General features: G+C 43.4%; 10 protein-coding genes. 5 read left to right on the top strand and 5 right to left on the bottom strand.

Going from position 1 to position 15,552, the window contains the following annotated elements; genetic code table 11:
* Nucleotides 1-61 precede the first annotated feature (61 nt).
* Nucleotides 62-1,003 carry a LysR family transcriptional regulator gene (locus EDI28_RS02185; protein WP_128782196.1) on the bottom strand — a complete coding sequence of 314 codons (942 nt, stop codon included), beginning with the start codon at nt 1,001-1,003 and terminating at the stop codon, nt 62-64.
* A 172-nt stretch (nt 1,004-1,175) separates the two neighbouring features.
* On the opposite strand from EDI28_RS02185, the gene EDI28_RS02180 reads away from it, so the two are divergent.
* On the top strand, nt 1,176-2,291 hold the full coding sequence (locus tag EDI28_RS02180; RefSeq protein ID WP_128782195.1) for an alkene reductase: 1,116 nt from the start codon (nt 1,176-1,178) through the stop codon (nt 2,289-2,291).
* A 678-nt stretch (nt 2,292-2,969) separates the two neighbouring features.
* Here EDI28_RS02180 and EDI28_RS02175 read toward each other — a convergent pair.
* Nucleotides 2,970-3,620, bottom strand: a complete 651-nt coding sequence (locus tag EDI28_RS02175; RefSeq protein WP_128782194.1) for a winged helix-turn-helix domain-containing protein — start codon at nt 3,618-3,620, stop codon at nt 2,970-2,972.
* A gap of 522 nt (nt 3,621-4,142) precedes the next feature.
* Here EDI28_RS02175 and EDI28_RS02170 point away from each other — a divergent pair.
* A complete protein-coding gene (locus EDI28_RS02170) occupies nt 4,143-4,721 on the top strand; it encodes an outer membrane beta-barrel protein (RefSeq protein WP_128782193.1) in 579 nt (192 codons plus the stop codon).
* 307 nt (nt 4,722-5,028) lie between these two features.
* On the opposite strand, the gene EDI28_RS02165 is transcribed toward EDI28_RS02170, so the two are convergent.
* Entirely contained in the window at nt 5,029-7,008 is a 1,980-nt protein-coding gene (locus EDI28_RS02165; protein ID WP_128782192.1) for a methyl-accepting chemotaxis protein, read from the bottom strand.
* A 324-nt stretch (nt 7,009-7,332) separates the two neighbouring features.
* The gene (gene torS, locus EDI28_RS02160) at nt 7,333-10,281 is read right to left on the bottom strand and encodes a TMAO reductase system sensor histidine kinase/response regulator TorS (RefSeq protein ID WP_128782191.1); all 2,949 of its coding nucleotides are present in this window, start codon (nt 10,279-10,281) and stop codon (nt 7,333-7,335) included.
* 92 nt (nt 10,282-10,373) lie between these two features.
* Here torS and torT point away from each other — a divergent pair, with 92 nt between their 5' ends.
* The 3 genes from torT (at nt 10,374) to EDI28_RS02145 (ending at nt 13,277) form a co-directional block, all read left to right on the top strand.
* Nucleotides 10,374-11,456: a TMAO reductase system periplasmic protein TorT gene (torT, locus tag EDI28_RS02155; RefSeq protein ID WP_233353250.1), complete on the top strand. Its 1,083-nt coding sequence runs from the start codon at nt 10,374-10,376 to the stop codon at nt 11,454-11,456.
* A gap of 199 nt (nt 11,457-11,655) precedes the next feature.
* Nucleotides 11,656-12,114: a methylglyoxal synthase gene (locus EDI28_RS02150; RefSeq protein ID WP_128782189.1), complete on the top strand. Its 459-nt coding sequence runs from the start codon at nt 11,656-11,658 to the stop codon at nt 12,112-12,114.
* Nucleotides 12,115-12,290: 176 nt separating this feature from the next.
* Nucleotides 12,291-13,277 carry an alcohol dehydrogenase catalytic domain-containing protein gene (locus EDI28_RS02145; RefSeq protein WP_128782188.1) on the top strand — a complete coding sequence of 329 codons (987 nt, stop codon included), beginning with the start codon at nt 12,291-12,293 and terminating at the stop codon, nt 13,275-13,277.
* Between the two features lie 42 nt (nt 13,278-13,319).
* On the opposite strand, the gene helD is transcribed toward EDI28_RS02145, so the two are convergent.
* Complete coding sequence (gene helD, locus EDI28_RS02140; RefSeq protein WP_128782187.1) at nt 13,320-15,410, bottom strand: DNA helicase IV; 2,091 nt, start codon at nt 15,408-15,410, stop codon at nt 13,320-13,322.
* Nucleotides 15,411-15,552 lie beyond the last annotated feature (142 nt).

Below are 15,552 nucleotides of genomic sequence, written 5' to 3'. Positions count from 1 at the left end.
AAAGTGTACTCACGTTTAATTCAATGAAAAGCTGCCATCACTACATGCACATAAAGAAAGCCTACATCCGGCTTTTTTCTGACTCTTCGACTAAATCGTTAAATCTTTCAAAAAGAAAATCCAAAAAGAGCCGAATTCGTTTGGGCTGATACTTCTTGCTAATATATACAACATTCAAGTCAGCACTTGAAACCGACATCGATGTATTAAAGTTCTTCATGTATCTGTTGAGCACGGTGACAAGACGTAGGTTAGTAATGTCAGCTTGCACGTCTAGAACTGATTTCAGCGCTATCCCTGCCCCCTCGACTGCCCAGCGCCTAATAACCTCACCATCATCTGAAAATCGCCGAGGTACAACGGTTATTGATTTCTTCTTGTCTCGTTCCTGAAAATGCCATGTCTTTAGCTCTTCATTACTTCGAAGCATAACCAGACAGCTATGATTGACCAAATCCTGTGGTGTTGATGGCGTTCCATGCTTTGCCAGGTACTCAGGCGATGCACATAGCACCCGTCGGCTTGGTGCCAACCGCCTTGATATCAAACTACTATCAGCAAGCTCTCCATACCTAACCACAATGTCCATCCCAGATTCAGCAATGTTGGAGATTTGATCGTTCAAATATAGATATGGCACGACATCTGGGTACAGTTCAGAGAACTCATTCAAAATAGGGAGAATATATTGTTTACCAATATCCTTTGGCGCGACTACTTTTAACGAGCCTTTAACCTCTCTCACCCCATTCTGGATAAGATTCTCTACCTCACTTACATTATCCAATATCTCAATACAGGCTTTGTAATAAAGCTCACCAGACTCTGTCAGCGACACATGCCTTGTGCTCCGATTTAAAAGCTTTACACCATACCTTTCTTCAAGCGCCTGGAGTCTTGCTGTCACCGTTGCAGGAGATAGACTGAGATCTCGCCCCGCAGCTGCCAGCCCCTGGTGCTTCACAATGCTCACGAACATTGCCATATCAGAAAATTTATCCACTTAACCCTCCCACTATTCACCTAAACCGAATAGTGAATTCATATTTTACTCAATTATCAAAATAAAACGAACAAATATAATGGCAATCATTAACTGGGATCTATCCGTTAATGAATGGATGGCGTCAGTAAGCAAAAAACTAATGTTCAACGACTAAAATAAGATGAATATCATGAGCAAATTATTCCAGAAAACAAACCTAAAAAACTTGGATTTACAAAACCGAATAGTAATGGCGCCAATGACTCGCGCTCGCACAAGTCAACCAGGCAACGTCCCAAATGAAATGATGGCTACGTACTACAGGCAACGTGCTACTGCCGGTTTAATCATCTCTGAGGCGACTCAGATTTCAGATGACTCTCAAGGTTACTCATTCACCCCAGGTGTTTACACTGACGAGCAAGTAAAAGGTTGGCAACCTGTTACTAAAGCAGCACAAGACCAAGGCGCTGCTATGTTCTGCCAGTTATGGCATGTCGGTCGTGTTTCCCACCCAACATTCCAGCAGGGTGAACTACCTATCGCGCCTTCTGCTTTAGCTCCCGTTGAGACTAAGGTTTGGATTTCGGATAACAAAGGTAACGGCAACATGGTCGATTGTGTTCAACCTCGTGAGATGACTCAGACTGATATCGATCGTGTTATTAAAGACTTTGCTTACTCGGCAAAACGCGCAGTAAAAGCGGGCTTTAATGGCGTTGAGATCCATGGTGGTAATGGCTACCTTATTGATCAGTTCCTTCGTACAAACTCGAACAAGCGTACTGATAACTATGGCGGCACTCGTGAGAACCGTATCCGCTTCCTTCTTGAAGTTGTTGATGCCGTGATTGAAACAATCGGTGCAGATAAGGTAGGTGTTCGTCTTGCTCCATTCATCACATTTAAAGATATGGATTGCCCGAATATCGTTCCAACAATCCTTGAGGCATCGAAACAACTGCAAGCTCGTGATATCGCTTACATGCACTTATCCGAAGCTGATTGGGATGATGCTCCAGTGATCCCTGAAAGTTTCCGCATTGAGTTGCGAGAAATTTTTACGAATACAATCATTGTCGCAGGTAGCTACACGCAAGAACGCGCAGATGAAGTGCTAAGCAAAGGTTACGCTGATCTAGTCGCCTTCGGTCGTCCATTCGTGTCGAACCCAGACTTAGTTTCACGCTTGGTGAACGACTACGAACTCGCAGACCTTGATGGCGCTACTTTGTTTGGTGGTAATGCACATGGTTATATTGATTATCCAACATTCAATGAAATAAATAGAACAGCCTGCAATTGAATGGCAAGCTTACCTGTTGCTCTGGGCAATCAAACAAGTACGTAGGAGAAGCAAGCTCCAATTCTATCTTTGAACCATATCCGCACAACACGCCAGCCCAATCTAGCTGGTTATGTTGTGCGGCTGTCAAGTCAACAGCCCAAAGGAAAGCTTTCTAATGATTAGCTTGTAAGCCATCATAAATAAAACCTACTCATCGGCGAGGTTAAACCTATCTTGTAAGCTAAGATAGCCTTCAATCTTGCCTAGATAAGATAAGTTGATAGGATTATCCATATGAACCCCAATCCATTCTTTATTAAAACGGTTAACCGATGAATGTAGAAAAATACTATTATTAAAAGTAATGTAAAACGGTGAGAACAGTGTTTTCTCTACATCCTCTTTATTCCAACTATCGACATATGCCACTTGATGACCATACAGAGTGAACATATAAGTTTTCATTTCAAATACTACATCCGAAGGCTTAATTTTATTTGTAATCCTTGTTGTTACAATACCAGAATTACATGTAGAGTATATTTCAATATTTGTGTCAGTCTGAGGTGATAGATGCTTGACAGTAAATTGACAACCGAGCGCATTTACATAAGAAACAAGAACAAGAAAAGTTATCAACAAACAACTTGCTAGTGTGATTTTTTTTAAAACTCGATATAAGAACATTTTGAATCACTACTCATTAGTATTACTATAAAAATTATTAGATATAGCAGAAAAACCCTGTGGAACTTCTATCAACTCTTTATTTTCTGCGTAATTTTTCGAGAAACAAACCTCATCAACAGAATCAGCACTAGATTTACATTCAACCCAAACTAGATTTAAAAATGTAGTCAAGACAAACTTCAATAAAATCAAGTTACATAAAATCAAAGTGACAATCTTTATTCTGATGGCTATTGAATTAATAGGTACTGACTCAGTAATAATCTTATGATGCTCATCCTTATCTTTTTCAGTATTCTTATCTTCCTTATATTCCTTATCTTCATAAATTGCCACCGTGAGATTTTCAATCACATTTAATCTATATCCTTTTTTAGGAACATTCTCCAATTGAACTTGATTATCAACTGACAGATACCGCCGCAAATTATATATCGCCACATTAAGTGAATTTCCACCTGTTATCTTACCACTCCATCCAGTATCGATAAGTTGATCTTTACTTATTATATCCCCTCTACGTTCGGTCAAGAATATTAGAATATTAGCTTCAGGTTGAGTTAATCGAATAGTTCTCTCTCCACCCTGAAAATCAACATAAATAACACTCGATGTTTCCATATTTATACGCAATTGGTTTGTTATTTCTATCTGCATTAAAATCTACCCATATTCTGAAGAAATAAAATCATAATCAAAAAAAATACAATTAAAAGAACATATCCCCCCAAATAATAAACAAACAGTCCTTCTGTGAGGAAGATCAATTTTCTCAATACTTATCTATAACAGTTCATAAATTACGAACAACCAACCAATCCAGTTAAAGTGTTGAATTACAGATAATTTATAATAAATTATTAATAATTTATTTGATAACTATTGCTCCAACATTCAAGATGTCATTAACAGCCATAATGTGCTCGTAAATGCATATTGATAAATCTCATAGTTGTCGAGTATTTGCGTTTATCCTATTGCATACAAGAGATAAAGCCACACTAGATATCTCACATGTCTGGATATTATTAGTTTTACCAAATGTGATAAAACATTAATTAAAACAGATATATTTAAAGATACTGCAGTGACTAGGGTTCAGTTTAATACAGAAACTCAATCAGTAACTTTTCAGATGTACATTGATTAATCATAGGGATTTTAAGGTATAAATAAAATATGAATATAAGTAAAATATCAACTTTAATAACACTGACTTCTGCTCTTGCCTCTTTTTCTGTTAATGCTGGAAATAGTTATAGCGGTTTCTTGTCTGCTGGTATCGTTGATGCCAAAGCTACTTATGAATTAGAAGGTATAGACCAAGCCCCTTCTGGCTTTGGTATAAATTATGCGTTCATTCAACCTGGCAATAATTTAGGTGTAATCTTCGGCATTCAGACCTCATCAGATGATGGCGTTTACTACTATGAAGGTAGAACACTAGATGCTTCCTTAGATATGTCGGATTTTTCTGTTGGACCAATATACAGATTTGAAAATGCAAACTGGTTAAAGTTATATCCGACTGTTGGTGTTACTTATTTTGATGGTGAAATTTGGGTATCAGGAGGTTCTGAAGGTCAATACTCAATAAGAGATGACGATTTGTGGTTCAACTATGGTCTTGGACTTCAGGTAAGCTTACCTTACACACCTATATTTTTGGATTTTAACTACAAAGTTATTGTTCCGTCTGGAAACTATTCAGAATTTGATATTGATAGTTTTTACTTAGGTGTTGGTTACAGTTTTTAAGGGGTTTATTACGTAGTTTTACATTAGATCTTAGTAAACCTATACATTTGAACATCAACTATAAGGCCAAATGACTATTCATAAAACCAGGGATCTGGTATTTACAAAGGAATTTTTCTGCTTGGTTGCAATATAATCTCAGATGAAATTCAAAAAAGAAACCGGATAATCCAAAACTAATTTAAATGATGACTCAAAATATCAGAGCCACCTCTTAGCAATAGAGGTGGCTTTGTTCATGAAAAGTATCTAGTGATAGGTGACAGTCTTAACCGTAATTTCAATTAATCCAAACACTGTTAAGACACTATATTTTGAAAGTATTTGCTAGATTTTTGAGTGATGTTGCTAACTCAGATTGTTCTTTTGCCGTTGAAGCAATTTGAGTGGCCCCAGTCGTCGATTCTGTCGACTTTCCCTCAACAATCATGACATTTTTGGCAATGTCCTGAGTAACAACAGCTTGCTCTTCAGTCGCTGTAGCAACTTGCTCCATCATACTAAAGATTTTGCTAACTGATTTAGAAATACCCTCAAGAATCTGCTCGACATTCCTTGAATCTCGAACGGCCACAGATGCTTTCTTCTGACTATTATCAATAACGCTAAATGCTGCTTCGACATCGGATTGTAGTGAAGTAATAAAGCCTTCTATTTCAGATGTTGATTCTTGTGTCCGCTGCGCAAGCGTTCTTACTTCGTCAGCAACAACGGCAAAACCCCGTCCTTGTTCGCCAGCACGGGCGGCTTCGATCGCTGCATTAAGAGCAAGTAGATTAGTTTGATCAGCAACTGATTTAATTACATCAATCACGTTATTGATATTATTACTACTCTCGTGCAGACGGGTGACTTTTTCTGCCAAACCATCAATTTCAGCAGCTAGGCTTTCAATGGATTGGTAAGAATTTTGAACTGTTCCTAGTCCACTATGTGCTTGACTGTCTGCAAGCTTTGCAGATTCAGCCGTTTGCTGAGTTTTGTTGGCGACCTCATTTATTGTGGTAGAAAGTTCTTCAATGGCTGTTGCTATCAAGCCAATTTGATCTTGCTGCTCGACCATCGATGTGGAGTTGTACTGGCATGTCTGCGATGTTTCTTCCGCTGCGGAGGCAAGCGCCATGCTTGAGTTAGATAGGTTATCAATGACATGGGAGAACTGCTCTAATGTCGAGTTTAACGAGGCTGAAATCACCCCCAGTTCGCTCTTGTCTAAGTGAGTTGCACGTACCGTTAAATCATTGTTTTCTCTCACAGACGCCATAACAAAGGTTAAGTCTTTCACCCTCGCAGAGAGATCTTTGATGGTAAATAAGCTAATCACTGCAGCAACCACAATGATCAACGAAAAAATAATAATATTGATAATCATCGACGTTTGCGCTGCTTGGGATTTTTTTTCAGTCAGCACAAGAAGTGAAGATGCAATTTCATTTTCAATCTTTTTCAACTGGCCAATACGGGCCGTTGCTTGAGTAAACCAATAGACAGGGTCGATATCAAATTGACTTAATCTCGTCTTTGCAAGATCACGTAACTTATTAACTTCATTGATAGAGTCATGATTTAACTGTTGTGCATAAAACTGCTTATTGATGTCATTCGTTAGCACATTGAAATTTGTAAAGTAGGTATCTTGCTCGGTCACTAGTGCAATAAATTTAATCAGCATACCTTCTCCAAACTCATTCTTCGAAAAGGTATTATTTAGAACGGCACGCTCGATACCTGCGCGCTCTTTACCCTGCAAGAAATTGTAATAAGCAATAGTTTCTTTGCTAATGGTCGAGTCGGCGCTGATATCTGCAATAAGGCCAGAAACACTTAACAATTTGTTGTTTAGCTGAGTGTAGTAGGCTAAAGCGTCTGAAAGCGCGATAGATTGAGAATCAACTTGGCTACGAATCGAGCCAATCTTGCTCAAGTGTTGGTTGATTGAATCGTTGAGTTGTCTAATTTCACTAATATCAATCTGAGCCGATTGCCAATAATTAGTACGCTGATTGCGTTTACTATCCGCAGCTTTTCGTTGCACGCTGAGTTCATTACCGAATTTATTCCCTTTGGAACCAAGATAGCCAGCCGTCATACCTCGTTCTTTTTGCAGTTCATGTACCAATTCACTATATACGACAGACAGTCGGGTAAGTTGATTCAGCGAAGACATTTCGTTAGTAGTTGAAATACTTTTAGAAATTGAAGATATGCTTAACCAAAGAAAACCAAGTATCGGCAAAGTGAGCAAGATAATAATCTTGCGCTTAAAAGAGATGTCAGATAGATGCATTTTTATTTCCTAGCAGTACGTTTTAGTACTTATTCCCTATTTTCAATTTCAATAGTGACTTACAACGTGGCACGGAATTATCTACCTTGGCACCGTAACATCAATACCTCTAAATGGTCATACAAAAGCAACTATGTCTTGACACAAAGTTTCTTACACAAATTTGGGGATTTTGCTCACAGGATCACAAGAGTGATATAAGGAAAGGGACTAAAGTGACTTTCAAAGACTACTTAATTTCGGCTTAGTACATTGCTCGGCAGCTAGATCAACAACCGAGCACCGATTTTTACACCCTCTGTAATGAACTTGCTTGCTATCGCTTTACTTATTACTTAGGGAGAAAGCAGTAACCAAAGCCTGCTTGGAGTCTTCAAAAACAACCGGGAGCTCTGCGGCATCAAGGCCACCGATGTCTCCCTCTTTGGCTGATTTCTCGAACGCTAGACACGCTTTGTGAAGCCTTGTTAGCCCCATCGTACCTGCAGCCCCTTTCAGGGTATGCGCAAAATTCGACACTTGCTGTAAATTGCCAGTATCGATTGCAGCCAACAACTTATCGAGAGTCTCAGACGAAGATTCACTGAACAGACTGATAAGCTTGTTAACCTGAGCTTCACCCAATACCTGAAGATCACTGCCCAATACATTTTCGTCCAATAACGGCCACACCTGTTCTTTATCCACTTCAGCTTGCTCCTTCTCTTGCCCCATACCTTGGGGCTCCTGATTAAGTACATCTTCTATCACAACACGCTTATCTCCCGATAGAATACTGCCTAGAGTCTCTGTCAATTGCTTTTCAATCAATGGTTTTGGCAAGAAACCAGCAAAGCCTGAAGCCAAGTAAGTCTCTACCTCTTCACGGAACACATGAGCAGAAAAAGCCACCATCGGCGTTGGCTCAAACCAGGCCTCTCGATGGCGAGCTTCCTCAATCCGGCGTAGTCGGTGAAGCAAAGTCACACCATCCGTATCAGGCAGATTAATATCTAATAAGGCAATATCAAACTTCTGCTCTGCATAAGCTTGCTCAGCTTGTTTGCCATCTTCAGCAACCACCACGCTATGACCAAGACGATGCAGGAAGCCTTCTGCTACCAAGCTGTTCACTGGATTATCCTCCACCAGCAATATATGCGCCGAAGATACGCCCTGTGACTTGTTATCCACAACATGGGAGCGCTCGCCCGGCTGCAGCTTGAGAGTAAACCAGAAACAACTGCCCACATTCGGGGTCGAACGAACACCAATCTGACCATCCATAGCTTCAATAATCCGTTTACTAATGGCCAGGCCGAGTCCGGTACCACCAACAGTCTGACGTCCTTCAAGTGATTGCTGAAAGGCATCAAACATGCTTTGCTGATCATCTTTGGCTATACCAATACCGGTATCTTCTACTTCGAATAAAAGCTCATCGGCAAACGTCGGGTCTTGCCGCACATGAATACGCACCAGCCCTTCATCGGTAAACTTGATCGCATTGCTGACTAAATTGACCAATACTTGCCTTACCCGGGTCGCGTCACTTATCCAGTAATCGTTCGTCTCGGGCTCAATATAGCTCACTAGCTGAATTCGCTTGGCCAGAGCACGGCTTTCCAGCATGTCATAGACATCCGAAACCAACTCGGACAATGAAAAATCATTCAGGCGAATATCAAGGTGCCCAGCTTCAATCTTCGAGTAATCCAGCACGTCATTAAGGATATCCAGCAAGGATTCGCCACTACGGTTAATTACATTAAGGTATCTCGCCTGCTTGTCCGTCAGCCCGGTATCAGCAAGTAAGGAGGCCGTGCCCAACACTCCGTTCATCGGGGTGCGAATTTCATGGCTCATTGTCGCCAGGAATGCCGATTTTGCCCGATTGGCTTTCTCTGCCTCGGCACGAGCCTCGGCATGGTTCACTACTTCTTTGTTCAATTTACAGTTGGCTTTTTCCAGCTCACTGGTTCGCTGAGCAACCAAACGTTCAAGGCTGGTTTTATGTTGTTGCAACTCAGAGCGAATTTTTGACTCAACCTGTGCCAGACGGTGGCGTTCATAGGCAGTGTCCCTTGCAACCATAATGGCCCTTCCCATCTGCGCCAGTTCATCATCACCCTGAATGGTCAGGCGGATCTCCAAATCGCCTCGAGCCAACGACATCAACGCATGGCTGTATTCATTGATCCGACTAATCACCCTGGCGTATACATAGCGCCACATAATCAGTATCAAAGCCAACACGCCAACGGCAGAAATCCCGACCAGACTGTTTCTTGCGACAGTCAGGGTCTTATCAACTTCGGTCACTGCCTTTTGGGTACCCTCGTTAGCGGCTGTGATAATATCCCCCACTGTCTGATTAAGCTGTTGAAACATAACCAAATTCTGCTGTTCCATTCTTTCAACATCTTTCTTGGCATACAGCAGTTGTTCTTGGGTGCCAAATAGCAATCCACCGCGATTTAAGGTTTGAGTTAGCGCCAATAGCTGTACCGACCGGCTAGGATCCTCCACTGACTTCACTCGGTGATGCATCACCGAAACCGCGTTGTTGTAGCGATCCTTGATTGCTGACAACACGGTAATGCTGTCTACCCGGTTGGAGTCATCAAGCATGTTGATCACCTGCAAAGATAAAAATCGCAGTTCAAACAAACGCTCGGTGAGATCCATATCTACCTCGACCAAACTATCCAGCGCCTTAAAAACCGCCGGAGTATCACCAGCATCAACAAGGTCATAAATACGGGAGACATTCGCTACAGCAATTGTATTGGCATTAGAAACCTGTGACTGAGACAGCGAGTCTATCTGCATCGTGGCGCTAGCCATTTCTTTGGTCAGTGAATTTACCTGAGCCTGTAAATCGATTTTTCGTCCGACAAGCAAACCCAACATAGCGAGGTTATCGACAATCCTTTTCACATCACCTTCCAGCTTACCCACCAAGGTAGACTCGAAAGAATACTGCTCCAGCTCGCGCAAGCTATGTTTCAATCCTTCTATATGAATAGTCAGCGCTTTTCCCTGACGTTCCCGCTCTCGTTCATTGGTCGACTTAGCCAATACTTGCGCAGTAAATATAATCCGGGTACTCAAGTCAGAAAGCTCACGTGCCTCGGCCAATGCCGGTACCGCAGAATTAATAACCGTTCGTTCGGTTTTGGCGACCAAAGAGAAACCAGCCACGCCGATAACCGCAGCAATTATCATCAGCCCGGCCATCACAGAGAAGGCAATAAGTAATTTTCGACCGATGCCGCTTGGAGTGAATGTCATACAGAAGAACCACAATAGAAAGAATTAGGTTTAACCACACATAATAAAGCATTACTATTTTGCCAGCGATGACGGTATAGATGCTATTAATCATGAATAAAATACGTATTTTTTCTTTCCTATTACTCTTTTTTTCTTTCCACTCGGCTTATGGCGTGGAAATAATTGCCCATAAGCCTCCTTTTGCCGGCAATAAACAGTCACGCACGATTGATTATCAACCGTTAGAAACGTCTTCAAAGTCCTGGAAGGTTTGTAGTGTGTACCCGCATCTAAAAGATTCCTATTGGCTTTCCGTCAACTACGGCATGGTTGAACATGCAAAAAAACTCGGGATAGAACTCAAAGTATTAGAGGCTGGCGGTTACCCGAACCTTGAAAAACAGCAAACGCAGATCATGGACTGTCAACAATGGGGGGCCGATGCCATTATTCTCGGAACCGTGGACAGTACCGCCTATCAAGGCATCCTGTCTCGGCTGACAGGAGAGATCCCGGTGTTTGCCACTATCAACGATATTGATCTCACCGATCCCGATATCCGGAAAAATATCACCGCAAAAGTCGGGGTAGATTGGTACGAAATGGGCCAGTCTGCAGGTGAATTTCTTGCCAAGCGCCATCCTCGAGGAAGCGGCATCGTTAATATTGCCTGGTTGCCGGGTCCTTCAAAGCGAGGCGGAACTAAACCAGTAACCCAAGGGTTTCTGGATGCGGTCAAAGACAGTGATATCAATATCATTACAACCTTGTGGGCCGATAACAGCAAAGAACTGCAACGCAACCTAATCCAGCGGCTATTTGCCAGCGGACAACACTTCGATTATATCGTCGGTGGCGCAGTTGCCGCAGAAGTCGCAATCAGTGAATTGCGAGCCAACGGCAAGTCGAGCGAGATCAATATTGTATCGACCTATCTCAGTCATGGTGTCTATCGAGGATTACGCCGAGGGAAAATATTATTCGCCCCCACTGATAAAATGGCCCAACAGGCAATGCTATCGCTCGATCAGGCTGTACGTCACCTTGAGCACAAACCCATCGAACGAGACCTGTCACCGAAAATTGAATGGCTAACTCCAACGCACCTGCCTAAAGAAGTGATAACCGATTCTTTATCACCAGCAGAGTTTCGACCAGCCTTTAGTGTCTTGGACCACAAGGTCCAGCGTTAATATACTATAGGCCATCGCATCACTATGATTTTGTGACATATTATTGTACCTAAACGGAACCTAACTATACCCAATAGGCCGATTAATGTTACCCACCTTTGATTTCAACTCTTTCGGTTGTACTTCTCTGGTGGGCTTTGATATTAATGTTAATAGTTTTTGAATCGGTAATATTCTCACCATCAAAGTGGAGTCCTGGATGCACATAACGACCCGCAAAATGCAAGCCAACAAGCACATTGCACTTGTAGCACATGATAACTGTAAAACGCATCTTCTGCGTTGGGTAGTAGAGCACAAGGACAAGTTAAAGAATCATACTTTATACGCAACAGGCACAACTGGTCATTTGCTCTCCCGCGAAACCGGCCTTGAAGTAAATTGTTTGCTCAGTGGTCCAATGGGCGGTGATCAGCAGCTTGGCGCGCTAATCTCCGAAGGGAAAATCGACATGATGATTTTCTTCTGGGATCCACTCAATGCCGTTCCTCACGATCCGGATGTAAAGGCACTACTGCGTATTTCTGCTGTCTGGAACATCCCGGTTGCAACAAACCGTGCCAGTGCAAATTTCATGATTTCATCGCCAAAACTCGTCGAAGAAGTTGAGATTGAAATTCCAGACTATAAGGCCTATCTGTCTGAACGCCTAGACTAAACGGTGACTGTTTGGTCCAAAAGCATTTCAAAGCCTTCTCTACAGAGAAGGCTTTTTTTATTTTATTAACCTGGATCTCGACTTAACCGACATATTCTCACTCCTTATCATCCAAGTAGCTAAATCTGACCTATGTTTATAAAAAACATAACTATAAAAGATGCAAGTGGTGATACATGAAAGCATGGAAACTAAGCCAACCGGAAGGACTCGACTGCCTGATACTTTCCCGCGCAGCGAAGCCGGCACCTGCCGCTAATGAAGTCTGTATCCAAGTAATGGCGGCCGGACTTAATCCAATCGACTATAAGCTTACGAATTGGGGCTATGCAACATGGGAGTACCCGCAAATTATCGGGCTGGATATTGCCGGCACCATCGCTGTTGTCGGTAAAGATGTCACACACTTTCAGCCCGGTGATCGGGTGGTCTGTTTTGCCGATCCCCGACAGGCCGGAGGTTTTGCCAACTACGCCACGGTCAAGGCACACGCCCTAAGCCGCATTCCTGAACAGGTCAGCTTTGAGCAGGCAGCGGCCCTGCCCTGCGCTGGCTATACCGCCTGGCTGGCTGTCCACGATAAACTGGATGTCCGGCCCGGACAAAGAATTGCGATTACAGGGGCTGGCGGAGGTGTTGGAGGATTTGCCGTGCAGCTGGCAAAACTCGCCGGAGCAACCGTTTATGCCATTGCCGAAAAGCGGCATCATCATCGGTTGCTTGGATATGGCGTCGATGCCGTGCTTGATCCTCGCACTGACAATATAGCGATGCGGTTGATTGAATTAACGGAAGATCAACTCGTCCATGCGGTTATAGACTGTGTTTCGGCAAAATCGGGCAGCATCATGAGTGCCCTCATTCGCTACAACGGTGAAATTGTGATGATCGCCGATCAATTTAACCAGGTTCCCCTACTGGCCACAACCAAGGCGATTAGCCTGCACGAGGTCGCACTGCATGGCACTTATGCCCACGGTACGCTGGAGCATATTCATCATCTGGCTGATATCGGTAACACGCTTAGTAACATGATTGCCGAAGGGAAGCTGGATCCGATGATCGATCAGATCCTGCCATTCGAAGAACTCGCTGAAGGACTAAAAATACTGAAACAGCAACAACACAGTGGCAAGCTTGTCGTCACGCTCGACCAGCCCTGATTTTACCTCTGCTCAATCCACGCCATTACTTAGTCGAAACCGCTAGCTCTTTGCTGCCTTCATCCGTTTAATTTTGTTCATTACCGGGTACTTTTCATCAATGAGCTCATTGATAAACGATGACGTTTTATCCGGATCCGCGCATACCCAGACATGCTTCTTTGCTCGCGTAAGCGCAACATAGAACAAGCGACGTTCTTCAGCATCAGTAAAAGGTTCATTTCTGGCCTGCAAGCAACCGGCCAAACCTGTTTCACGATCGGGAGCCGGGAAAACACCTTTGTTAACATCAAGCATGAACACATAATCGGCTTCTCGGCCTTTGCTGGCATGGCAGGTCATAAAATTCAGTGCTAGCTGCGGCCACTGTTTCTGCCACTCTTTCAGTTTTTCCGGGCGTTGGTTGTTATTGCGCCCAAGCAACAACACCGATGTAGGATTACTATTTTGCGACGCCAGCTGTACCAGCTCCTGCTCCAGCAAATCCTGGCACAACAGCGTCACCGCCTTGCGTTTTTGCTTCTTGAAACTCGTTAGGTCCTTTTTCAGCTGCTGAGGATTTTGCTGAATAAACGTGTTGGCAACTTCACCGATCATGCTGTTAAAACGATACGTTGTTCCAAGTTCAGTAATGTGGCTCGACCCAAAGCGCTTTTCGAAACCTGTCGTCAAGTTAACATCCGCGCCGGCAAAACGGTAAATCGCCTGCCAGTCATCGCCAACTGCAAATAGAGTCGGACGGGTCTGCTCACCCTGCACCGATTGACACAACGCTTCTATCAACGCCAGTCGGTTTGGCGAGATATCTTGGTATTCATCCACCATAATAAAACGCCACTGAGGGACAAATTTCCCTTCCGCCACATACTCCACCGCTTTTTGGATCATGGTGTTAAAGTCAATCTGCTTACTGGTTTTCAGGTGCTGCTGGTATGCCCGATAACATGGCCATAATAGAGCCAGCTCGCTCTTCATCCTTTGCTTCGAGGTATTACCTTCGTTAGCTTCAATACATTGACTTAGCTCTGACTTGTTTGCACCACGCTGACCGATAAGCTCGATATGACGCCAGATCCAAGCAGCCAGCTGCTCGCTTTTAGCCTGCTTCTCCATCGAGTTGTCTGATTTGAACCCGGGGATTCGCCACTGGGTCAGGTGTTTTTGCCAACGTTTTGCAGAAGCAGCTGTCTGCCATTGTTCTGTCAGCATTTGAGCAATCCAATTAACTCTGGCCCTTTCGTCCAGCGCCAGAGGTGAAACATTCGGCTGCTCACCTTCTACCGACTTAATAATCTGGGTGCCTAAACTATGAAAAGTCGCAACCTTGATGTTGTTGTTCACTTTCTGGCCCAGCCGTTCGCCCATTTCGTCCGCCGCTTTACGACCAAAAGCCAGCATCAGGATCTCTTCTGGTTGGGCAACCTGATTAGCAACCAGATAGCCAGCCCGTGCAACCAGCACACTGGTTTTACCGGTACCGGCTCCCGCCAACACCAAATTATGGTCCTGATTGATTAACACAGCTTCCCGCTGTGACTCATTTAGAGGGGATGACTCGAATTTATCAAACCAGGAAGACCACTTTTCCGCTTCCTGATGCAACCATTGTTTATTGGTCTGTTCAACCCAGTCGACGTTGTCTTCCAGCCAGGGGGTAACTTTCTCAAATGCCATTGGACGAAACGAAGTGGCAAGTTCATGGGAGAGCCCCGTCTCCGCCAATGAATGCTGGAGGAACTGATTAAGATTATGATGTTCAGACTGACGCAAATACGTTGCTTTTCCAATAAACGCATCGATGCGGTGAAGCATATCGGGCAACACATCATCAAGCTTCTCAACCCGGCCTTGGGCCCAGTTGCGGTAAGCATCCAAAAGGATAGCGGCAAACTGCTTGCATTGATCCCACGGCAACCCGTGTACTGTCCAGCAATACGCCTGATCGGCAGAGGTGATTTCCAATGATCCCCAGATCACCCCACGATGTACAGCAATCGCGCCATCCCAATCATCAAATGGGATTTCTTCTGATTCAGTCTGACTATCCAAAATCAGGCTATTCTCACCCAATTCAATACTGCAATAATCACCCTGAACCAACCACTGTGCTAGCCAACTGGCTGTTAAACGCATGCTGCCACCAAAAGCTTTTCAAAAAACAGGTAAAGAGTAGCAAGAACTCCCGTTAGGCCATAGCGCCAGAACAGTCATTTGAGTAAAATTTCTGCTAATAAATACGTTAGTCACTATTTTTATTGGGGCTTTATACCCTTAA

This window comes from Photobacterium chitinilyticum, assembly GCF_004104355.1.
Lineage (GTDB): Bacteria > Pseudomonadota > Gammaproteobacteria > Enterobacterales > Vibrionaceae > Photobacterium > Photobacterium chitinilyticum.
This window is presented reverse-complemented; position numbering and strand designations above follow the sequence as displayed.